Source organism: Allochromatium humboldtianum (genome assembly GCF_013385175.1).
GTDB classification, from domain to species: Bacteria; Pseudomonadota; Gammaproteobacteria; order Chromatiales; family Chromatiaceae; genus Thermochromatium; species Thermochromatium humboldtianum.
This window is the reverse complement of the sequence record NZ_JABZEO010000004.1, coordinates 132,368-153,188: the sequence shown is the minus strand read 5'-3', so window position 1 is coordinate 153,188 and position 20,821 is coordinate 132,368. Positions and strand designations below refer to the sequence as shown.

Below are 20,821 nucleotides of genomic sequence, written 5' to 3'. Positions count from 1 at the left end.
TCGGACGGGTCGCGAATCCGACCGAGGTATCTCCTCGTCTTCTTCTCTTTGTCTACGAGCCGGCGACGATCTCTGCAATTTCAATCGCCTGCATTGAAGAATTAGAATAGACGAAGCGATCGAAAGGAGATATCCGTAGGATCACTCAATTCGACTCCAAGCCCGCCGAGCACGGCCCGATCCGCCCGCTACCGTCTCAGGCGCCCGAACGCGGTTCGAGTGTCTGGCACACGACCGACATCCGGCAGAGTTCGGCGAGATTGCCGGCCCTCATCTTCTCCATCATGCGTGCGCGGTGATTCTCGACGGTGCGTGGACTGATGCCGAGCTGGCGAGCGATGTCCTTGTTGGTCAGGCCGCGCGTGGTCAGGGTCAGAACCTCGTGTTCGCGCGGGGTCAGTTGACGGAAACGCTCGCGGATGTCGTGCTCGGTGGCCGCCTCCTCGCGCCGCCGCCGATCCTCGGCGAAGGCATCCTCGATGCGCTGCAACAGACGCTCGGTGCTGGCGGGCTTTTCGAGGAAGTCGATCGCTCCGCCCTGGATGGCGCGCACCGTGGTCGGCACATCGCCGAAGGCCGAGAGAAAGATGATCGGCAGCAGGGCGCCGCGCTCCAGTAGCTCGCCCTGCAGATCCAGTCCCGTCATGTCCGGCATACGCTGATCGAGCACCAGACAGCCGCGCTCCTCGGGCGAGAAGGTTGCGAGAAAGTCGGCCGGCGTGGGGAAGCTGCGGACACGATGGCCAGCCAGTTCCAGGATCAGTGTCAACGAGTCGCGCATTCCCTGATCGTCATCGACCAAAAATACGGTTTGGACTTCAGTCATGATCCCAAGGCCTATCCAGAGCAAAAGCGCGCATCCGCCAACTATCCTCTAAACCGCTTCCAGGTGAAACTACGTATAGCATGTTGGTTTTCTGTATGAAACGACCGTTGATCGGTTCGATTCGGCTACAGCAGATGCGGACGATCCCGGCGGCGATCAACCGGATATCGGCTCCCGGTTGGACATCGACGACCGGTGCGCCCCGGCCCCAGGGCTTGGACACATGAGTCGGGAGACGCGCGCCTTCATCGCCATCGGCTCGAATATCGAACCCGAGTACCACATCGCGCTCGGACTGGAGGCGTTGACTGGGGTCCGGTCGACCCGGATCGGGGCGGTCTCGTCCTGGTACCGCACCCGTCCCTGGGGGCTGGAGGCGCAGGCGGAGTTCATCAATCTGGTGGCGGAGGTCCGGACGCGGCTGACGCCGACGGCGCTGTTGGCCGCGACCCAGGGGATCGAGACTCGGCTCGGACGGGTGCGCGCGCAGGTCAATGGTCCGCGCACGCTCGATCTCGACATCCTGCTGTATGGCGAACGGATCGAGGACACACCGGAGCTAAGGCTGCCGCATCCGGGGCTGCTGCTGCGAGACTTCATGCTGATTCCCTTGATGGAGATCGCGCCCGAGGTCATGCATCCCGAGCGCGGACGTCCGATCGCCGAGCTGACGGACGAGATTTGTTACCGGCAAATCATCGATCGGATTCCGGATCGGTCTCAGGTTCGCGGATAGAGTTCGGGAATCGGTGATTCGCGGTCGTCCGGTGCGTTCGCCCGAGCCGCGCCGAGATGCGGTTCCAGACGCTTCCAGGCTGTCTCGCCGTCCCAGGTCTCGCCGGGCGGGGCATAGATGGCGCGGTCGATGGCACGCAGGATGGCGTGAACCTCGGGATCGTCGAAGCCGGTGTCGAGCGCCTCCAGTCCGGTCGGGTTCCGATCGGGCCAGCGGGCGCGCGCCCAGTCGATGAGGGCGGTACGGGCAGCGCGTGGATCTCGGGCGAGACAGGCGGCGCGGAAGGCGCGGCGTGCCGGGTCGAGTCCGGGCGCGGCCGGCGGCGGTTCGGATGGAGCGCCACGGACGCTGGTATCGGTTGACCGATTGGCCGTCCGGGCACGGCGCTCCCGTTGCCAGAGATAGAGCGTCGCTCCCCAACCGCCGGCGAGCACGACGATCAGCGCCAGCCAGGGCCAGAGTCCCCAGCCTCGGTCAGTCTCGGACATCGGGCGCGGTTTGGATTCGGGCGCGGACACGGGTTCCGGCGTGGATGCTGGGACGGGCGATGCCGTACTCGCCATCGGCGTGCTCGGGCTGGACGCCCCGCCGGGCGCGGGCGTGACCTCGATGGTCCGCGCCGGGATCACGGCGACCCGCGCCCGATCCGTGCGTGTATCCCACCAGTCGAGCCGGATCTCGGGGAGGGTCAGGGTACCGGGGCGTGTCGGGACGAGCGCGAACTTGAGGGTCTTGATCGCCGCCGGAGACGGGCCATCGGTCAGATCCTCGCCGCGCGGCTGGTCGGGATAGACCTGGACGCCGTCGAGCGCACCCAACCCGAGATCCGGCAGTTGCGCCGCTGTCGTCCCCTCGGCGGTGATGGTGAGGGTACGGGTGATCGGCTCGCCGACCTGGAAGACCGGCGGACTGGGTGTCCACTCGTCGGTGAGCTGGAGCGAGGTGGCGGGCAGCCAGTTCGTGCCTGAATGCGCCGGCGGCTGGGGTCGAACCTGGAGTTCGATGTCGCGCGCACGCTCGACCACGCGCCGTCCGGGATGGGTGACGCCCGGCATCGCGGGAAAGCCCTGGAACAGCCGCCCGCCGAAGGCTTGATCCAGTTCGGCGAAGGGATCCTGACGCGCGCCTTGGCGCGGATCCTCCAGCATGGCTTCCAGGCGCGGCGACTGAACGGTGATCGGTCCGCTGTGCTGGGGTGTGAGCCGGTAGCGTCGCTCGATGACGCGATAGACCTGACCATCGCGCGTCTCGTCATAGGCGCGATCCTCGCCCAGACGCTGCACCGTGGCGCCCTCGACCTCGGGCTCGGAGAGCACCGCGCGCTGCGGCGGCTGGCGGTAGTAGACCTTGATCCGGTACTCGATGGGTTGCAGGACATAGGGCGTGGTCGTCTCAACCTCGGACTCGACGAAAAGCGCCTTGGGGCCGGACTGATCCGACTGACCGGATCGGGCCGAGGTTCCGCCCGATGCGACCACCTCGATGCTCAGCGGTCGGCTGTTGTCGCCGCCGGCCTGGATGGCCGGGATGGTCAGACGACCCGCGCGCCTGGGCGCCAGTTGCAGGCTCCACTGACGGCTGTGCGAGATGCGTCCGTTGATGATGCTGGTCATCTGACTCTGACCGCGACGCAGGATGTCGAAGTCCGCCTCCAGAGGCGCGAAATCCGGCTCGGCGTCCAGGTCGCCCTCGGCGATGAGCCGCAGTTCCAGCACCTCGCCCAACTCCAGACGCTGACGATCCACCTGAACGCTCAAGTCAGCCGCCAGGGTTGGCGACGACAGCGTCAGCCATAGAAGCGCGAGCAGGATCGCCTGTCCGTATCTTTGTGCCATCACTGTAACTGGCCCTCGCGACGCAGATGTTGCAGGAGAAAACGCTGACGCAGCAGTCCGGCCGGGTCGTCCGGTACCTGACGCAGACGGGCTTCCATGGCCTGTTCGCGCTCGCGTTCCTCGGGCGAGCGTTCGTCCAGGGCTTCTTCGGTCACGGAACTTGGCCCGTCTCGCGACTCATCCGCCTCAGCCTTGGTCGGCTCGGCGCTCGCCGGCCGACTCGACTCGGAATCCGGCGCCGATGGGCGATCATCGACGGCGATGTCTTCCGCCGACGGTTCAGCGGCTTCCGATTTCGTGCCCGGCTGTCTGGCCTGTTCCTGATCTGGACTGGAATCGGCGCCGGCGTCAGGTTTGGATGCTTGATCCTGACTCGCCCCCTGAGACCCATTGGGTTCCGTCGTACCAGATTCAGAGTCATCAGGCTTTACGGCATCGGATTCCTGGGTACCTGATTCAGAGGTTTCCGGCTTCGAGGCATTGCCTGAGTCGGATTCCGATTCCGAAGACTCGGACGGCGACGAGGACGCCTGGCCGTCTCCGGACTGTTCGTCCTGAGACTGGTCGTTCTGAGGAGGTGACTGGTCGAGAAGACGGCGTACCAGTTCCAGGTTGTGGCGCGCGTCGGCATGGTCGGGGTCTTGTTCGAGCACCCGTTCATAGGCTGCCGCCGCTTCTTCGAGCCGCCCCAGACGCGCGAGCGCATTGCCGCGATTGTACTCGGGTGTGGCTCCAGTCAGTCCTTCGAGCGCTTCGAGCGCCTGATCGAATTCTCCGGCCCGATAGTTGGCCGCCGCGCGCCAGGCAGGGTCGCTGAACTGCTCGGCGGCCGTGTCCGGACGTCCGGCGGCCAGTTCGCGCGCCCCCTGTTGATCGGCACTCCACCACAGATCGGCCCAGTCGAACGCCAGTGCCCGATCGGGCGGCAAGAGCAGCACCGCCGCCAGTGCCGGAACCAGCCAGCCGCGTCGGAAGGCCAGCGCCGCCGGCGGCAGCAACAGCAGGATCAGCCAGGGGCCCTCCTCGCGCCAGCGGTCCGCCGTCAGTTGGGATGCCTCGATCGTGGTCTCGGGTCGGGGCGCGGCCGCGATCAGGGCCTGAGTATCGGCCTCGCCCACGCCGGCCTCCAGATAACGTCCTTTGCCGGCCCGCGCCAGCTCGCGCAGTCGGTCGCGCTCCAGACGGGCGATCTGGAGCGCCCCACTATCATCCTGCTCGAAGCCGCCGCCGCGACGCGGCACGGGCGCCCCCTCCAAGGTACCGATCGCCAGCACCGAGAGCCGATGCCCGGCGTCGGCCAGATGGCGTGCCGACTCCAGTGATCCGGCCAGATTCCCGACACCATCCGTGATCAGGATGACATGACCGGCCCCACCGCCCGCGCGCTCCAGCATCCCGGCGGCCATCTCCAGCGCGCGATCGGTGCGGCGCGCGCCGGGCACGGGGATGAGATCGGTCGAGAGCATCGGCGCCTGGGCGGCGATGGTGTTGGCATCGGCGCTCAATGGCGAGACCAGGAAGGGTTCCGGACCGAAGGCGATCAGGCCGACCTGCCCCTCGCGCATGGCCTTGAGCAGATCCAGGGTCTCGAAGCGCGCGCGCGCCAGACGCGAGGGCGAGACATCGGCGGCGTCCAGGCTCGGCGAGAGATCGAGCAGGATCACGGAGCGTCCGTCCAGGCTGAAGACCGGCTGCGGGAGCTGACGCCAGACCGGCCCGGCGAGCGCGACCACCAGGATCAGCCAGCCCACACCAAGCAGGACGAACGGCCAGCGGCGCGCACGCTCGTTCCCGCCGACCAGCAGATGCGGCAGCAGATGCGGATCGACGAGCGCCGACCAGGTGTCGGCGCCCGTCCGACGGCGCCAGAGCCGCCACAGCAGCCAGGCGAGCGGGATCAGGGTCAGGAACCAGAGTGGACGCAGAAACAGCATGGCGATGTTCAGGGCGTTCGGTCGGCGCTGGAGCGTCCCGGAAGACGTTCCAGGATTCCAGTGTCGAGGACGATCAGCAGGATCGACAGGATCAGGGCCAGCGCGGCGGGCCAGACGAAGAGCGCGCGTTGCGGGCGATAGGTGCGCTGCTCACGCTCGCTCGGTTCCAGCCGGTCCAGTTCGGCATAGACGGCCTCCAGTTCCTGCCGGCTGCCGGCGGCGAAATAGCGACCGCCTGTGATCTCGGCGATACGTTCGAGCGTCGCCGGGTCGAAGTCGCTGGCCTGGCGCAGCAGACGCATTCCGAACAGCGAGCGCACGCCTAGTTCGCCGCCGCCGATGCCGATGGTGTAGATGCGCACTCCGGCTTGAGCGGCCAGTTCGGCGGCCTCCAGTGGATCGAGCGCGCCGGCGGTGTTGTCGCCGTCAGTCAGCAGGATCAGGACGCGCTGACCCTCGGGTTGCTCGCGCAGACGCTTGACCGCCAGCCCGATGGCATCGCCGATCGCCGTCTCTCGCCCGGCCAGCCCGACGACGGAATCACGCAACATGGCGGCGACCGTGGCGCCGTCGAAGGTCAGGGGCGTCTGGAGATAGGCGCGGGTGCCGAAGAGGATGAGTCCGAGCCGGTCGCCCGCGCGGCGTTCGACGAAGGCCGAGGCGACCGTCCGCACCACGGCCAGACGCGAGACCGCGCGTCCGTCGAGTTCATAGTCCTCCTGCTCCATGCTCCCCGAGACATCGATCGCCAGCATCAGGTCGCGTCCGGCCAGCGGCAAGGGGATCGGCTCGCCGATCCATTGCGGACGCGCCGCCGCGAGCACCAGCAATCCCCAGGCGAGCAGCCCGATCAGCAAGCGTCGGCGGCGCCACCCGGACGGCCGCAGTCGACGCCCGACCGCCTCGGTTCCGAGGCCGACGTGGATCGGAAAACGCAGGGCTGCGCCGTCCTCGTCGCGCGCGGGCGGCAGCCAGCGCGTCAGCACGGGTAATGGCAGTGCCAACAACACCCAGGGCCAGGCAAGCGTGATCATCGCTCGCCCCTTAAAGTGGCGTTGAACTCGATCCACTGCACGACCAATGTCGCGATCCGCTCGGGATCGAAGTCGATCTGGTCGGCAGGGCGATAGGCCGACTCGATCAGCACACGCCCGACGCCGTCGCTGAAGTCGCCGGCACCGCCTGTCGCGTCCAGAAAGGTCAGCCAGTCATCCCCGGTCAAGCCCGCGACTTGGTCGCGTGGATATCGCGCCAGCGCCAGGCGGCGCAACAGACGCGACAACTCGGCCAGATAACGCCGCCGATCGCCATCGGTCGCCAGCTTGCGCCCCAGTCGTTCGAGTTCGCGCCGCGCCGCTCGCCTGAACGAGATCCGGCCTCGTCGGCGCAACCAAAGATGCACGACCAGAGCCAGCGCGATCAGAACCCCAGCCGCTACAATCCACCAGCCCGGCGCCGGCGGCCACCAGGACACCGGATCGGGCAGATGCCAGTCACGCAGCTCGGCCAGCGGATCCGTCGTCATGACACTCGCCTCGCTGTAGGCAACACCCGTCGTGCACCGAGCGCCAGCGCCAAGGCTGGGCCGACTGGATCGACGGCCGACAGCCGCAGCCAATGCGCGCCATGCAACCGCGCCAATCGCTCCAGTAATGCCAGCCGCTTCTCGAACGCCGCCTGATAGCGTGTCTGCGAACCGGCGCCAGTCAGATCCAGGATTCCGCGTCGCCCGCCCATCAGCACCGGATAGCGGCCGGCGGGCGGCGCACTGGCTTCGATCGGATCATGGACCAGCACCAGCAGCAGTTCGCTACTCGCGGCCAGACGTGCGATCCAGGCCCCACCCGGTTCGTCCAGATCGGCGAAGTCGCTGACGAGCGCGATCAGGCTCCCCGGACGTACCAACGCGGCCAGATGCGATGCGGCGGCGGCCAGACTGCTCCAACCACCCTCCCCCATCGCCGGCTCCACGGGCGCGGCCAGCCGTTCGAGCAGCGACAGCAGACCCGCGCCGCGCGCCGCCGGTCGCCGCTCCAGATGACGCGCCTCGTCGAATACCAGCCCGCCGACCCGATCGCCGCGATCCACCGCCGCCCAGCCGAGAAGCGCCGCCGCCCGCGCCGCCACCACGGATTTGAAGGCCACGCGCGTCCCGAACCGCATCGACGGCCCCTGATCGACCAGCAGCCACACCGGACGCTCGCGCTCCTCGCGAAACAGCTTCACATGCGGCGTCCCGGCGCGCGCGGTCACGCGCCAGTCCATGTTGCGCGGATCGTCGCCCGGCAGATAGACGCGCGACTCGTCGAACTCCATGCCGCGACCGCGAAAGCGCGACAGATGACCGCCGCTGCGCGTGGCCAGCACCCGCCCGCGCGGGGCCAGGTCCAGCCGTCGCGCCTGAGCACGGAGCGCGATGAGCTCCTTGAGATCAGCGCGAACGCCTGCTTGAGTCCGATCGTTCGAATCCGCCATGTCCCGGCCTCACTCAGGGCGCCGGAACGCGCGCCAGCAGCGCCGTGACGAAATCATCCGCACAGCGCCCCTCGGCCTCGGCTTCATACGACAGCAGCACCCGATGGCGCAGGACGTCGGGCGCGAGCGCCTGGACGTCCTCGGGCGAGACGAAATCGCGCCCCGCTAGCCAGGCACGGGCGCGCGCGCAGCGGTCGAGCGCGATGGTGGCGCGCGGACTGGCGCCGAACCGCAGCCAGCCGTCGAGATCGCGCGCATAGGCGCCGGGGCGGCGCGTGGCCATCACCAGATGCACCAGATAGTCCTCGACCTCGGGGGCCATGTAGAGGTCCAGGATCGCCCGCCGCGCCGCGAAGACCTCGGCCTGAGTCAGGACCAGTTGCGGCGCGTCGTCCGGCTCGCGCCGCGCCTGCTCGCGGTTGAGCCGCAGGATGGCGCGCTCGGTCTCCAGATCGGGGTAATCGACGCGCACATGCAGCAGGAAGCGATCGAGCTGGGCCTCGGGCAGCGGATAGGTGCCCTCCTGCTCGATCGGGTTCTGGGTCGCCATGACCAGAAAGAGTTCGGGCAGCGGATAGGTCTCGCGCCCGACCGTGACCTGACGTTCGCCCATGGCCTCCAGCAGTGCCGACTGCACCTTGGCCGGGGCGCGGTTGACCTCGTCGGCCAGCAGCAGGTTATGGAAGATGGGACCGCGATCGAAGCGGAAACTGCCGTCGTGCGGGCGATAGATCTCGGTGCCGGTGAGATCGGCCGGCAGCAGGTCGGGCGTGAACTGGATGCGGTGGAAGTCGCCCTCCAGACCGGCCGCCAGCTGCTTGACCGCCGTGGTCTTGGCCAGACCCGGAGCGCCCTCGACCAGCAGATGCCCGTCGGCCAGCAGCGCGATCAGCAACCGCTCGATCAGGCCGTGCTGCCCGAGGATGGCACGCCCGACCTGATCGCGCAGTGCCGCGAAACGCTGGGCGAGCGCGGCTGTGTCGTCCGTCCGGGTCTCCGGCCCCTTGTTCAAGTCCAGGTTTCGGCTCTGTTCCAAGGCTCGCCTCCTCGCAAAGATCTCATACGCCTCCGATCGACGTGGATGGTGGATGGCCGATCGATGCCTATAGGTTTGCAGGTTTCGCCGGTCGACGCCGTTAAAATTTTTTCAGGTGCATTGTGGATGCCCATGTCGGCCCCTATACTGGCTCGGCCATTCCGGCTCCACAACATGAGGAAGACACAATGATCGAATCCAACCGGATCGCCGCTTGCGCCCTCGCCGCACTCTTCGCCGGCGCCTCCTTCTCCGCAAGCGCCTGGTGGGGCGGTCCCGGCTACGGCAACGGCCTCTGGGACAACATGGGTGACATGTTCGGCGATGGCTATGGCGACTTCAACATGAACATGGGCGGCGGCGGTCGCGGTTACGGCCGTGGCTATGGTCGCGGTAACGGCTATGGTTATGGCGCTCCCTACGGCTATGGCGCGCCCTATGGTTACGGCGCCCCCTACGGCTACGGCGCTCCCTATGGTTACGGCGCACCTTACGGCGCCATGCCCTATGGCGCGATGCCGCCCCAGATGCCGGCCGCTCCCGCTCAGCCACAGGCGGCTCCGAGCCGCTGAGTCCCGCCCGTCTAGGGTGATCGGCCTGGCCGCGAGCGATTGCGGCCATCCCAAAGACGCCTCGCGCTCCCGAGCCGAGGCGTTTTTGCGTTCGGGATACAATATACGATCCAAGACGAGTCCGGCTTGCAGCAGGACGCCCGCGACGATGTCAGCCTGGGTCTGCTCTGGCAAACCGCATGAACACGAAATGCAAAAACCACGGCGCGCAACCACCGGCTTGGCGGCGCGAACGGCTCGATGCCTTCACTCGGGTCGATGACCTGCTCGCCTTTCTGGATCTGGATCGCACCCGGATACCAGATCTGGACGATGAACCCGAGTCCTTCGGTCTGCGCGTTCCACGCACCTTCGCCGAACGCATGCGCCCCGGCGATCCCGAGGATCCGCTGCTGCGCCAGGTGCTGCCGCTGATCGCCGAACGTCAACCAGTCGCCGGCTATGTCGCCGACCCGGTCGGAGACGCCGCGGCCGAACGCGCCCCCGGACTGCTGGTGAAGTACGCGGGACGGGCGTTGCTGATGGTGACGGGCGCCTGCGCCGTCCATTGTCGTTACTGTTTTCGTCGCCACTTTCCCTACCAGGATCTGGGACCGAGCCAGTCGCGTCTGGAGCGCGCCCTGGACGAGATCGCCCGCGACCCCAGCCTGACCGAGGTGGTCCTGAGCGGCGGCGATCCGCTGATGCTCGGCGACGACCGACTCGATGCCCTGATCCAGGGGCTGGAGCACATCGGCCACCTCGTGCGTTTGCGCCTGCACAGCCGCCTGGCGGTCGTGTCGCCCGCGCGTCTGACCACGCGACTGGCAACACGCCTGACCAGCGGTCGGCTGACGAGCCTCCTGGTGATCCATGCCAATCACCCGCATGAACTGGACGACTCGGTGCGCTCGGCCCTGCTCGACTGGCGCACCACAGGTGTCACCCTGCTCAACCAGAGCGTCCTGCTGCGTGGCGTGAACGATCGGGTCGAGATCCTGGCCGAGTTGAGCGAACGGCTCTTCGCGTGCGGCGTGTTGCCCTATTATCTGCATGGACTGGATCCGGTCGCCGGCAGCGCCCATTTCCAGGTCGGCGACGCCGAGGCCAAACGCCTGCTGGATGGGATGCGCGCACGTCTGCCCGGCTATCTGGTGCCGCGCCTGGTCCGCGAGATCCCAGGCGCGCCCGCCAAGCAGCCGTTCGAATAAAGCGCATCCGAAGCTTTCCCTTTGTGGCCGGGAAGACCGATAATCGACCCTCAGCGATGGACCCGACTCGAACGACATCCGTATGCCTACGCACAGTCAACAACCGACGCTGCTCATCATCACATCCGAGACCAGCGAGGCCGAGCGATTGATGGCGACGCTCCGCGAGGCGCGGCTGGCCGAGCGCAGCCTCTCGATCCCCGGCGCCGAACACCTCGACAAGGTGATCGCCGAGCGCGGTTGCGATCTCATCCTCTGCTGCGGCTATGACAGAGACGTGGAGGTCGACAAGGTTCTGACGGCTTACAAGCGCCTGAAGACGGATGTCCCCCTGATCCTGCTCGCGGATCCGGACCAGTGGGAGACACAGGCGGCCAAGGCACGGCGTGCCGGTGCGCGAGACATCGTGCGCCGCGCCGACCCCGAGCATCTGCGGCTGAGCGTGGCGCGCGAGCTGGCCGATCTGAAGGCCAGGCGCGCGGCCGAGGGGCTGAACGCCCGTCTGCGTCAGTGCGAACAGAGCGCCCTGCGCCTCACGGAGGTCACGCGCGCAGGCGTGGCCTTCGTCCAGGATGGTCTGCACATCGAGGTCAACCCGGCCTATGCCCGACTCTTCGGGCAGGTCTCGCCTGAGGACGTGCTGGCCACGCCTCTGCTCGACCTCTTCGCACCCGAGCATCACGCCGCGATTCGTGACCTGCTCAAGTCGAGTGATCCATCCGCCCCAGAGACAATCACTCTGCTCGATGTCGGCTGCATGCGCCCCGACGCGACACGCTTCGAGGCACGCCTGCTCGCCTCGCCGAGCGAGTTCGAGGGCGAGCCCTGTCTGCGCCTGATCCTCCAGCCGATCGAGACCGCGCCCACCTGCGCGGTCGCCGCCGCCCGCGCGGACACGGCCCCGCCGCCCGCCGGACTGACGGCCCTGATCACCGAGATCGAGTCCCACATCGACGAACAGCGCCTCGTCACCCGCCCCTTCGCCATCTTCTTCATTCGCGTCGCCAAGATCGCCGATGTGATGCACGACATGGGACTCTCGATCGGGCTCGAACTGCTCGACGAGTTCAGTGACATCCTGAGCGGCATCGTCGGCGGGCGCGGCTTCCTGTCGCGCGTGAGCGAGGACGGATTCGGACTCGTCGTCGACGGACTCGACGAACTCGGCGCCCAGGCCCTGGCCGCCGAGCTGACCGCCCAGGCACGGCTACCCGCACGAGCAGCCGTGCAGGACGCCACGGCGCCCGATTGTCAGATCGGCTATTTCCTGGTGAGCGATCGGGCCTCGGCGCCCGAGGACATCATCAACGCCGCGCACCGGCTCTGTATCGGCCATCGTTATGCGAGCGACGGCGCGGCGGGCGAGCGCGAGACCGCCCCCGCCGAGGACGAGGAAGCGGCGATCGCGCGCAAGATCGAGTACGCGCTACGCAACGATCAACTCAAGCTGGTCTATCAGCCCATCATCAGTCTCATGGGCGACAGCCAGGAGAACTACAGCGTCCTGCTGCGGCTGTTCGACGAGGACGAGAACCTGCTCGAGGCCAAGGATTTCATCGGCACGGCGATCCGTCGCGGTCTGATCGAAGAACTCGACAAGTGGACCATCCGCTCAGCCATCGAGGTCATCGGCCAACAGCGGCGCGCGGGTCATGGCCTGAGTCTGTTCATCACCCTGTCCGAGGACACCCTGCGCAATCCGAACATCGTGCTCTGGATCTGCGACTGTCTGCGCGAGTTCGACGTGCGCGGCAACTGGTTGACGATCCAGTTCCAGGAGGACGTCGTCGTCGGCAATCTGGCCAGCATCAGCAAGCTGGTCGAGACGCTGCGCAAGATCAAGTGCCGCGTGGCCATCAACCGTTTCGGCGCCACCGAGCGCCCCGAGATGCTGCTCCAGGCGCTCGCGCTCGATTTCGTGCTCATCCGGCCGGGACTGGCGCAGGGGCTGGCCGACGACGGCGCCAAACAGCAGCGGCTCTTGCAGCTTGCGACCCTGGCGCGTGAGTGCAACGTCAAGAGCGTGGTCACCGGCGTCGAGGACGCGCGTGCCCTGACCGTGCTCTGGACGGCGGGCGTCGACTATGTGCAGGGGAACTTCCTCCAGCGCCCCTCGACCACACTCGAGGTCCAGGCCTGAGCCGGTCGGCTCAGGGGCGGCGCATCGAGAGTCCGGAGGTGGAGAGCTTGGACGGGGGCTGTCGCGGTGCGTCTGCGGACTGGGTGCGCTTGGGTTTCATCAAGCGGCTCTTGAGCAACGAATTGGACGCGTTGTCCAGTCGGCTCGACAGACGGCTCGACAACAGTCGGCGACCTTGCGGCATGGGACGCGGCGCCTGTTCCTTGAGCGCGCCGACATTGGACTGTGACGACCAGACGCCCTGGTCGAGCAGGCGCCGGATCATGGCCGCATCCACCGTCCCTGTGGCGCCGACGAAGGCCATCTCGGGGCGCAGATCCAGTCCGATGTGGTCGCGCGCCTGTTGCGAATAGGGTTGCAGCCCCTTGCGAATCAGGTATTCGACCAGGACGCGATGCGTATAGCGCTGGGTCTCCGGATAGGGAACGAAGCCCTCGCTGCGTTCGAGTGCCCCCTCTCCAGCGTTGTAGGCCATCACGGCCGGGCCGATGGCGCCGTATTTTCCGAGCAGACGCTTCAGATGACGCATCCCGGTGCGCAGATTGACCTCGGGATCGAACAGGCGTTCGACATTCTCGACGCCATAGTCGGCGGCCGTCGCAGGCATCACCTGCATCAGGCCGACCGCGCCCATCGGCGAGACGGCGTGCGGGTCATAGCCGGATTCGGCGCGGATGAGCGCATGGACCAGCACCAGGTCGAGTCCATGGTCGCGCGCGAGACGATCGATCAGGGTCTTGATGGTCGCCTCGGAGGGCACCGGCCCCTCGGGTGGACGCGGCAACGACGGACGCGCGATGTCCGCGGTCGGCGGCTCAGGCGCGGGAGCGACGTCCCGAACGGCCGGTCGCGCCTCCTCGACCGGCGCGGCGGGCGGCGGACTGGGCGTGCCGGGATCTTCGGCCGCCTGGGCGAACGGCAGGATCAGCAACGACAGGGTGGGCAGGAGCATTCGACTGGGATGCATGGTCCGACCTGTATCGACTTGGGGTGATGTTTGCCATGTACGTTAGACTAGCACGTCGAGTCGATCATTCCTGTTCGCCGGCATGGGTGCAGCGCAGACCCAGGGGCGACGCCAAGCACTCCGACGCGGTTTAGGGAACCTGAACGATGTATGAATCCTTTTTCGGCTTCAAAGACAAGCCCTTCTCGCTCCTGCCCGATCCCAGCCTCTTCTACCCCAGTCAGATCCATCGGGAGGCGCTGACGCTCCTCGAATACGGTCTCTACAACCAGGCCGGGTTCACCGTGATCACGGGCGAGATCGGGTCGGGCAAGACGACCCTGATGCGCTATCTGCTCGACCGGCTCGAACAGGACATGACCGTCGGACTCATCTCGCACACCCATCAGTCGCTCGGCCGGATCATGGACTGGATCTGCGCCGCCTTCGACATCCAGGCGCCGCGCAACGACCACATCGCCCAGCATCAAGCCTTCGTCGACTTCCTGGTCGCCCAGTACGCCAAGGGGCGCAAGACACTGCTCATCATCGACGAGGCGCAGAATCTCGACCGCGACACGCTCGAAGAGATCCGGCTGTTGTCCAACGTCAACTCCGAGCACGACATCCTGCTCCAGCTCCTGCTGCTCGGCCAGCCGGAACTGCGCGATCAACTGCGTCAGTCGGGGCTCGAACAGTTCATCCAGCGCATCTCGGCGTCCTATCATCTCGGGCGCCTGAGCCTGGAGGACAGTTGCCGTTACGTCCGGCATCGTCTCAGGAGCGCCGGCGGTCGTCCCGACATCTTCACGCCCGACGCCTGCCATGCCATCTACCACTACAGCCAGGGCATCCCCAGGCTCATCAACCTGATCTGCGACACGGCACTCGTCTTCGCTTATGGTGCAGGCGAGTCGCGGATCGACGGACGCGCCATCGATACCTTCGTGCGCTCCGACGGCTCGCACCTCCTGTTCGCGATCGACGGCCAGCAGATCGAGCCGCTGCCCGAGTATCGGCCGATCCTGGCCGATGAGCTGGAAGAGGAGATCCGCGAATTCGATGAGCGGCAGGCACGGGCGCGCCCGATCCGGACGACTCCGACCGAGCGCGGGATCGAACCGGAGCACGAGGCTGTCGAGCCGCCCCCGGACGAACCGTCCGCCGTGCCCGAGAGGCCACGACAGCCGCCGACCGAGACCGGGAACGAAGCCACGGCGCCCCGACTCCATACGCCGACCGCGCCCCCTGTGTCGGGCAGCACCCTGGTCGGCCTCGACTACGCGGGCTGGAGCGCGACCGAACGACTGCATGAGTTCGATAGCGCCGCGATCGACTCTAAGCGGAGCGGTCGGCGCTGGGGCTGGGAGATCGCCGCCATGTCGGTCGGCGTCCTGACCGGCGTCGGACTGGTGGGCTGGTACATCCACGACTCAGGTCTGGCACCCATCGCGAGTCCGACCGAACATGAGATCCTCGGTCGGGAGACGTCCATGCCGCCCCCCCCGCCGGCGGCTGAAAGGCCCGAATCGCCCGCCGTGCCTGACACGGATCTCACGGAATCACCAACCCTGGCCGGTCCCTCATCCCCCTCCTCAGAGCCTGCATCCGAGGCATCGCCATTCGATGTCCTGGTCAGACTGGCTCAGGAACCCAGTGGTCCGAACGCCGAGCCGATCGTGACGGAACCCGTCGCCGAGGAGCCGCACGAGACCGAATCGGGCGGCGACACAGCGCCACCCCCGCAGACCCTGGAGGCGGAGGATGTGCCGACCGAAATCGAAACGGAACCCTCGGTCGATCCGACGGCCGTGCCCGAAGCCCAGCCTAAGGCGCCCAGCGCGCCCGCCGCGCCCTCGACCGACAGCGCCGGACTGAACCGGCTCGAATCCGATCTCGCCGCACTGTCCATCCAGGTCGAACGCCTCGCGCCCAACCATCTGCGCGCCGATTTCTCGCGTCTCATCCAGTTCCGCGACGGCAGCGTGGCCCTGGACGACGACGCGCGCGCCCTGCTCGCCCGGTTCGCCGAACGCCTGAAAGACGATGAGCGCCTCCGGATCCATGTCGTCACTCACACCGACAGCCGGGGCTTGGCGAGCAACAACCAAGTCCTGTCGGAGCGGCGTGCCGCCGACATCGCCCTGATCCTGCGCCTGAACGGAGTCTCTGAGTCCCGCATCACCCATGAAGGCAAGGGGATGTCCGAGCCGAAATTCAGCCGCGAGGAGGAGCAGCGGCTCGGCAGTTGGATCAACCGTCGTGTCGAGATCGATCTGATCGAGACGAACGACGAGGCTTTGTGAACGCGGGCGTCTCCCTGCCGGGCCGTATCAACGGATCACTGAGGCTCGGCCCAGCGGCTCCCGGACGAAGCTGTATTGCAGCCCGAGATAGACGGCGTTGGAGTCGGCATCATCCTCACGCCAGTCATATTTTTGCCAGCGATAGCGATAGCTGAGATCCAGCGACAGGGATCTGGAGAGACGATGACTGAGCTTGGGCGAGAACGACAGATAGTCGCGATCATTGGTCGACTGCTCGCCGTCAGGGCTGCGATTGCGATAGCCGCTCGCGTCCAGTGAAAAGGTCCAGCGCGGACCGAGAGGATACTCGAAGCCGACGCCGAGCGAGGTGGTGTCGAGCAGGGTTCCACTACTGCTCGGCAGCATGGAACGGGCGGCGGTGAGCCTGAGTTGCCCGACCTCGAAGCGGCGATTCAGGGTGAGCTGGAACAGCGGTCCGGTGTTGTCCGACTCCTCGATGCCGAACCAGGTCGGCGTCTCCGAGCGCGAATGACGCACCCCGGCAAAGCCGGTGAGCGTCGTGGTCTCGGAGAGCATATAGCTGGCGCCGAGTTCGAATCCATAACTGTCCGAGATGGTGTCGACCTGACTGGCATCATAGCGATCGAAGCTCAGACGACTCATCGCCTGGGCGCGCTCGCTCAGCGCATGGGTCAGGGTCAGGCCGGCACGTGCGAAGCTGTAGTCGAACAAGGGGATGACGTCCACGTCCTCATAGGAGACGTCCTCGTAACTGAGCGTCGTCTCGAGCTGGGTGCGCGGCGAGAGCGTATAGAGCCAGGAGGGGCTCAGTTGAAAGCGTTCGCGTCGCTTGTTGGCCTGGACATAGCCCGACGTGGAGATCTCGCTGGTCAGTGTCGAGTCGTAATCGAGCTGGCCATCGAACTTGAAGCGGCTGCGGCCGAGCTGATAGGCGCTGGTGAAGCCGAACGCGAAGTCGGTTTCGTCCAGGTCCGAGGCATCGGCATGATGCGACGAGTTGATTCTGCCCTGTAGCCCGATCTCCGAGACCTCGGTGCGGCGTCCGGACTCGACCTGTGCCGACAGCGTCCCTCCAAGGGTGCTGACCGGATCGGCGATGCTCAGACGCACGTTGTCGTCGTAGAAGGCCCGCAGCGAGGCACGCGGCTCGACATACCAACGTTCCGCCTGCACTAGAGCTGGAGCGAGGAGCGCCAGACACCCGATCAGGCATCCGGGCACGGGGTTGGGAGTCCGTTTCGTGTCGATGGCGTTCATGGTCGCGATACCGACGTGGCGCGTGACGTTGGCTTGAAGGCGTCGTAACGGCTCAGGGAACCAGGATCACGTCGCCCGCGCGGAGCGGGATGTTCTGCTCCAGCCCCTCGCCGCGGCGGATACGCCTGTAATCGAAGGTGATGGACTGCGGCTTGCCGTCGGTCGTGCGCAGTACCTGGATCTTCTTCTCGTCGGCGAAGGGCGTGAGTCCACCGGCCATGGCCAGCGCCTGGATCACGGTGATGTCGCGCGTGACCAGCGGAAAGTCACCCGGTTTGTTGACACGGCCCAGCACATAGACCCGATTGCCCGGGATCTCCTGGAGCGTGACCGTGACGACGGGATCCGAGATGTATTTCTTGAGGCGCTCACGCAATTGGTCGCTGAGTTCGTCGATCGTCAGACCGGCCGCCGGCAAGTCACCGGCCAAGGGAAAGGAGATGCCGCCATCGGGCCGCACCAGAACCAGTTGTTCGAGTCCCGGCTCCTGCCAGACGGACACGGCGACGATGTCGCCGGCCTGGAGTCGATAACCGGCCGGCGGCAGGGTTTCGGCCAGCGTGAGACCGAGGGGGGACAGCCCGACGAACAGAAGCAGCACGAGCGCGAGCGGTTTCACGACTCGGGAGTCCAGGGCGTTGCGTAGCGTCGATGACATGATCCTGACACCTCGTCTCCAAGAATGATCCGGCCCGAGATTACAACACCGAGAGTGTCGTTTGGCTAGATACTCGGGGTCGTTTGGTTGCGTCCGGGTCCGACTACCAGGGCATGAACCCGTTCATGAACTGCATCGGCCGGCTGATGCTCTGATTCATCACCGCCATGTCACGCCCCATGGCGGCGGTCGACTGGGTCATGACGCGCATCGAGCGATCCATCTCCTGGATGCTGGTCAGCATGGGCTGAAGGGTATTGACGTCCTGTGCCATGGACTCGACGCTTGCCGTCATGACGCGCACGTTGCGGCTCATCTGGGCGACGTTGTCGGACATCGACTGCATGTTGCTGGCCATCACCGTCATGTTGGTGTCGACGCTGATGGCCAGATAATGCACGTCCTTGGCCAGACTGAAGACCAGATAGAAGCCATAGGCCGCCAGAATGATGAAAGCGAACAGCGAGGGATAGACGATGAGTTCCCAGCGCTTGGCGCTGGTCTCGAAGGCCTGCGACAGGCGGTCGATCGCATAGGCGTTGACCTGAGTATCCGTGGATTCCGGTCCCGGCGCCTCGGCCTGGACGACGGCGTCACGACTGTCACCTGGAGTCTCGTTGTCGCGCATGATGGATTCTCAGTCTGGCCAGTGGTCGGTACACACATCAACCGACGAGACGCGGATAGAGCGCCGCCGTCAGACTCATGAACTCGCGCGCGCCCTTGCCGCGCGGCTCCAGCTCGAAGACCGCCAGTCCCTCGCTGAAGGAGCGCCGGAAGACCGTGCGCTGCGAGAGCCGTGGCTTGATGAAGCGCAGTCCGGGCAGCGAGACGAGCGCGGCGGCCGTCTCGTTGGTCTCCTGCACGGCGTGATGGGTGTCGCCGCGATTGATGAAGCCGATGATCTCGGGCGGGGTCTCGCGTTCGACCGTCTGGATCATCTGGATGAAGCGTTGGGTCGACCAGATGTCGGCCTGCGAGGGCGGCACCGGCACCACGACCCGGTCGCAGAGCGCGAGCGCCCGGCGCAGGCTCTCCATGTCCGAGGTGCCGACGTCGATCAGCGTCTCGTCGGCCTCGCGCAGACGCGACTCGTCCAGAGCGTCCTTGTCGAGGACAGCGATCTTGGGCTTGAACCCTTCCTCGCCGCGCACATCGACCACGTCGGTCAGGGTGGCCTGGGGGTCGGCGTCGACGAGCGTCACGCCGACCTCGGCCATGACGAGCCAGACGGCCAGATTGAAGGTCAGGGTACTCTTGCCCGATCCGCCCTTCAGACTGCCAACGATCGTGATCATAGTGAAGTCGTGTCCGGAACGCCTAGAGGTTGTGTGTTGTTCGGTCGAAGACTTGGGCGGCGGCTCGATCCGATGCCGTGGCCGAGCCGCCGCCCATCGATCGAGGGGGTTCAGCGCGGCGGCGCGGGCGGCGGCTCCATCTTGGAGTAACCGGCCGGCACGGTGAAGAGCTCGTCCGGCTGCGGGCCGACCTGGATATTGGTCAGTTCGCGCACGAAACCGCCGGGAAACTCCTCGCGCACCGCGAGTTTCAATTCAGGGTCGTACCATTGCAGCGACTGCACCGGCTGTTCGTTGGGCACGGTGGTCGTCATCTCCCACTTCTCGACCGCGCGTCCGGCGATCGACTCGGTGCCGAGCATCCGCAACTCCATGGCTTGACCGTCGGGCATCTGATACTTGAGCGGCAGGCCGCGCTCGACGTCGAGCCACTGCGCGCCGGTCAGGGTCTTGCCCTCGTGCGTCATCGACATCTCCCACTTGACCGCCCGTCGCCCGGCGACGTCCTCCTCGCCGGTCCGGGTGCAGTTCAAACCCTCGATGCCCTGACAGGGATTGGTCTCGGCCGAGGGTGCCGGCATCGATCCGGGAGCCGTGCCGCCCATCGGCGCCGAGCGCTCCATGTACGCCTGGCGATCGGGCAGGAGCATCCACTCCATCTGCCGGTTCTGATCGTGGATGCGGATCATCTCCTGGCCCAGGTGGGACATCTCGACCCGCATTCGGTTGGCGCCGACATACATCTTGCCGGTGCTCGTCTGGCCGTCGGGGCCGCGACTGACCGTCTCCGCCGAGAACTGGACGCCGGCGATCTCGGCCTGAACCGAAGCAGTCAGGAGCAGTCCGCCGAGGATCGCCCAAGGCGCGTGCTTATGGAGTCTCATATTGCCTGTTCCCCTCTCATCATCTTCTATTGGTTCCAGATCATACAGATCGTTCGGTTTCGATCCCTCGATTCGGTTCGCACTCAGGTGATTTCCGGACTCAGCGCGGTCGGCTCCAGGGTCCGGGCGACGGCGGCCCATCCGGCACCAGGGTATCGAACAGTGTCGAGCGCTCGGTCGGCTCGCCGTGACGTTCCTCGTCCGTGGGACGCCAGCGCGTGGTCGGTCCCAGACGCTCGCGCTCCCTGGGCGTGAGTGGTCGGAATCTCAAGTCCGAGTCCGGATCGACGGCCTGGGTTGCACCCGCCGACGGCGGCGGATCACCGCGAAAGCGATACTCAGACGTCGTGCCGGCCTCCGTCGCGGGCGGTCGGCCGAACCGGGGCGCCTCCGGCCTGACCGGCTCAGCGCGTGTTTCATCGGGCAACGGGCGCAGTCCGGGATCCATCCAGGGCCAGTCCGTGCGCTCGGAATCGGGCCGCTCGTAGCCTTGCGTATAGTCGGGTTCCAGCGCCTGAAAGCGAGACTGGGCCGACGCCATGGCCGGCGCCGCGATCCCCGCGAGCAACATGAGCCAATACATGGCACCACCCATCAAACGGCACGCCGGACTCCAAACGTCTCGCCCTGCAACGGCCCAGCGTCTGGCCATCACGACGAACGTCCAGCGCAGACGTGGTTTGAATTGTTTGAATTGAATACTTAAATCGTCCCGGAATCAACGTCGGCCGACAGAGATCCGCCGG

Annotated in this window: 19 protein-coding genes; 5 read left to right on the top strand and 14 right to left on the bottom strand. The window is 66.4% G+C overall.

The genetic code is table 11. From position 1 onward, the window contains the following. Positions 1-196: 196 nt before the first annotated feature. Complete coding sequence (locus HW932_RS07430) at positions 197-826, bottom strand: response regulator transcription factor (protein WP_176975859.1); 630 nt, start codon at positions 824-826, stop codon at positions 197-199. A 223-nt stretch (positions 827-1,049) separates the two neighbouring features. Between HW932_RS07430 and folK the strand changes: the two genes are divergently transcribed. Further along, positions 1,050-1,562, top strand: coding sequence for a 2-amino-4-hydroxy-6-hydroxymethyldihydropteridine diphosphokinase (folK, locus tag HW932_RS07425; RefSeq protein WP_176975858.1), 513 nt, complete (start codon positions 1,050-1,052; stop codon positions 1,560-1,562). Here folK and HW932_RS07420 read toward each other — a convergent pair. From HW932_RS07420 to HW932_RS07395, 6 genes are read right to left on the bottom strand one after another with little or no spacing between them, the layout of a single operon-like run. Further along, the gene (locus HW932_RS07420; RefSeq protein ID WP_176975857.1) at positions 1,547-3,397 is read right to left on the bottom strand and encodes a BatD family protein; all 1,851 of its coding nucleotides are present in this window, start codon (positions 3,395-3,397) and stop codon (positions 1,547-1,549) included. The genes folK and HW932_RS07420 overlap by 16 nt on opposite strands. Next, on the bottom strand, positions 3,397-5,331 hold the full coding sequence (locus HW932_RS07415) for a VWA domain-containing protein (RefSeq protein WP_222932269.1): 1,935 nt from the start codon (positions 5,329-5,331) through the stop codon (positions 3,397-3,399). Before HW932_RS07415 ends, HW932_RS07420 begins: the two co-directional genes overlap by 1 nt. Before the next feature lie 8 nt (positions 5,332-5,339). Further along, positions 5,340-6,365 (bottom strand): VWA domain-containing protein, encoded by a 1,026-nt coding sequence (locus HW932_RS07410; protein ID WP_176975856.1) that lies wholly within the window; start codon positions 6,363-6,365, stop codon positions 5,340-5,342. Beyond that, positions 6,362-6,856: a DUF4381 domain-containing protein gene (locus tag HW932_RS07405; RefSeq protein WP_176975855.1), complete on the bottom strand. Its 495-nt coding sequence runs from the start codon at positions 6,854-6,856 to the stop codon at positions 6,362-6,364. Before HW932_RS07405 ends, HW932_RS07410 begins: the two co-directional genes overlap by 4 nt. Continuing rightward, positions 6,853-7,806, bottom strand: a complete 954-nt coding sequence (locus HW932_RS07400; RefSeq protein WP_176975854.1) for a DUF58 domain-containing protein — start codon at positions 7,804-7,806, stop codon at positions 6,853-6,855. The genes HW932_RS07405 and HW932_RS07400 overlap by 4 nt, the downstream gene beginning before the upstream one ends. A 13-nt stretch (positions 7,807-7,819) precedes the next feature. Then, positions 7,820-8,842 carry an AAA family ATPase gene (locus HW932_RS07395; protein WP_425485113.1) on the bottom strand — a complete coding sequence of 341 codons (1,023 nt, stop codon included), beginning with the start codon at positions 8,840-8,842 and terminating at the stop codon, positions 7,820-7,822. Between the two features lie 188 nt (positions 8,843-9,030). Between HW932_RS07395 and sgpA the strand changes: the two genes are divergently transcribed. The 3 genes from sgpA (at position 9,031) to HW932_RS07380 (ending at position 12,744) form a co-directional block, all read left to right on the top strand. Further along, entirely contained in the window at positions 9,031-9,414 is a 384-nt protein-coding gene (gene sgpA, locus HW932_RS07390) for a sulfur globule structural protein SgpA (RefSeq protein WP_176975853.1), read from the top strand. A gap of 179 nt (positions 9,415-9,593) precedes the next feature. Then, entirely contained in the window at positions 9,594-10,604 is a 1,011-nt protein-coding gene (gene epmB / locus HW932_RS07385) for an EF-P beta-lysylation protein EpmB (protein ID WP_176975852.1), read from the top strand. Between the two features lie 82 nt (positions 10,605-10,686). Continuing rightward, complete coding sequence (locus HW932_RS07380) at positions 10,687-12,744, top strand: EAL domain-containing protein (RefSeq protein ID WP_176975851.1); 2,058 nt, start codon at positions 10,687-10,689, stop codon at positions 12,742-12,744. Positions 12,745-12,754: 10 nt separating this feature from the next. On the opposite strand, the gene HW932_RS07375 is transcribed toward HW932_RS07380, so the two are convergent. Continuing rightward, positions 12,755-13,711, bottom strand: coding sequence for a lytic transglycosylase domain-containing protein (locus HW932_RS07375; RefSeq protein WP_222932268.1), 957 nt, complete (start codon positions 13,709-13,711; stop codon positions 12,755-12,757). A 146-nt stretch (positions 13,712-13,857) separates the two neighbouring features. Here HW932_RS07375 and HW932_RS07370 point away from each other — a divergent pair, with 146 nt between their 5' ends. Continuing rightward, a complete protein-coding gene (locus HW932_RS07370) occupies positions 13,858-15,996 on the top strand; it encodes an AAA family ATPase (protein ID WP_176975850.1) in 2,139 nt (712 codons plus the stop codon). 27 nt (positions 15,997-16,023) lie between these two features. Here the strand turns inward: HW932_RS07370 and HW932_RS07365 are convergent, their stop codons facing one another. The 6 genes from HW932_RS07365 to HW932_RS07340 form a co-directional block, all read right to left on the bottom strand. Further along, entirely contained in the window at positions 16,024-17,235 is a 1,212-nt protein-coding gene (locus HW932_RS07365) for a porin family protein (protein WP_176975849.1), read from the bottom strand. 52 nt (positions 17,236-17,287) lie between these two features. Continuing rightward, on the bottom strand, positions 17,288-17,893 hold the full coding sequence (locus HW932_RS07360) for a polysaccharide biosynthesis/export family protein (protein ID WP_176975848.1): 606 nt from the start codon (positions 17,891-17,893) through the stop codon (positions 17,288-17,290). Positions 17,894-17,996: 103 nt separating this feature from the next. Next, positions 17,997-18,521, bottom strand: a complete 525-nt coding sequence (locus HW932_RS07355) for a hypothetical protein (RefSeq protein WP_176975847.1) — start codon at positions 18,519-18,521, stop codon at positions 17,997-17,999. Positions 18,522-18,558: 37 nt separating this feature from the next. Continuing rightward, positions 18,559-19,191, bottom strand: a complete 633-nt coding sequence (locus HW932_RS07350) for a ParA family protein (RefSeq protein ID WP_176975846.1) — start codon at positions 19,189-19,191, stop codon at positions 18,559-18,561. A gap of 110 nt (positions 19,192-19,301) precedes the next feature. Further along, positions 19,302-20,075, bottom strand: a complete 774-nt coding sequence (locus HW932_RS07345) for a hypothetical protein (protein ID WP_176975845.1) — start codon at positions 20,073-20,075, stop codon at positions 19,302-19,304. A gap of 100 nt (positions 20,076-20,175) precedes the next feature. Beyond that, positions 20,176-20,658 carry a hypothetical protein gene (locus HW932_RS07340; protein ID WP_176975844.1) on the bottom strand — a complete coding sequence of 161 codons (483 nt, stop codon included), beginning with the start codon at positions 20,656-20,658 and terminating at the stop codon, positions 20,176-20,178. Positions 20,659-20,821 lie beyond the last annotated feature (163 nt).

Bases quoted from the DNA above. Each gene is read 5' to 3' on its own strand.
- folK (WP_176975858.1), top strand. From the start codon at position 1,050: ATGAGTCGGGAGACGCGCGCCTTCATCGCCATCGGCTCGAATATCGAA.
- epmB (WP_176975852.1), top strand. From the start codon at position 9,594: ATGAACACGAAATGCAAAAACCACGGCGCGCAACCACCGGCTTGGCGG.
- HW932_RS07365 (WP_176975849.1), bottom strand. From the start codon at position 17,235: ATGAACGCCATCGACACGAAACGGACTCCCAACCCCGTGCCCGGATGC.
- HW932_RS07355 (WP_176975847.1), bottom strand. From the start codon at position 18,521: ATGCGCGACAACGAGACTCCAGGTGACAGTCGTGACGCCGTCGTCCAG.
- HW932_RS07370 (WP_176975850.1), top strand. From the start codon at position 13,858: ATGTATGAATCCTTTTTCGGCTTCAAAGACAAGCCCTTCTCGCTCCTG.
- HW932_RS07430 (WP_176975859.1), bottom strand. From the start codon at position 826: ATGACTGAAGTCCAAACCGTATTTTTGGTCGATGACGATCAGGGAATG.
- HW932_RS07405 (WP_176975855.1), bottom strand. From the start codon at position 6,856: ATGACGACGGATCCGCTGGCCGAGCTGCGTGACTGGCATCTGCCCGAT.
- HW932_RS07415 (WP_222932269.1), bottom strand. From the start codon at position 5,331: ATGCTGTTTCTGCGTCCACTCTGGTTCCTGACCCTGATCCCGCTCGCC.
- HW932_RS07410 (WP_176975856.1), bottom strand. From the start codon at position 6,365: ATGATCACGCTTGCCTGGCCCTGGGTGTTGTTGGCACTGCCATTACCC.
- HW932_RS07360 (WP_176975848.1), bottom strand. From the start codon at position 17,893: ATGTCATCGACGCTACGCAACGCCCTGGACTCCCGAGTCGTGAAACCG.
- HW932_RS07345 (WP_176975845.1), bottom strand. From the start codon at position 20,075: ATGAGACTCCATAAGCACGCGCCTTGGGCGATCCTCGGCGGACTGCTC.
- HW932_RS07420 (WP_176975857.1), bottom strand. From the start codon at position 3,397: ATGGCACAAAGATACGGACAGGCGATCCTGCTCGCGCTTCTATGGCTG.
- HW932_RS07380 (WP_176975851.1), top strand. From the start codon at position 10,687: ATGCCTACGCACAGTCAACAACCGACGCTGCTCATCATCACATCCGAG.
- sgpA (WP_176975853.1), top strand. From the start codon at position 9,031: ATGATCGAATCCAACCGGATCGCCGCTTGCGCCCTCGCCGCACTCTTC.
- HW932_RS07375 (WP_222932268.1), bottom strand. From the start codon at position 13,711: ATGCATCCCAGTCGAATGCTCCTGCCCACCCTGTCGTTGCTGATCCTG.
- HW932_RS07400 (WP_176975854.1), bottom strand. From the start codon at position 7,806: ATGGCGGATTCGAACGATCGGACTCAAGCAGGCGTTCGCGCTGATCTC.
- HW932_RS07350 (WP_176975846.1), bottom strand. From the start codon at position 19,191: ATGATCACGATCGTTGGCAGTCTGAAGGGCGGATCGGGCAAGAGTACC.
- HW932_RS07340 (WP_176975844.1), bottom strand. From the start codon at position 20,658: ATGTATTGGCTCATGTTGCTCGCGGGGATCGCGGCGCCGGCCATGGCG.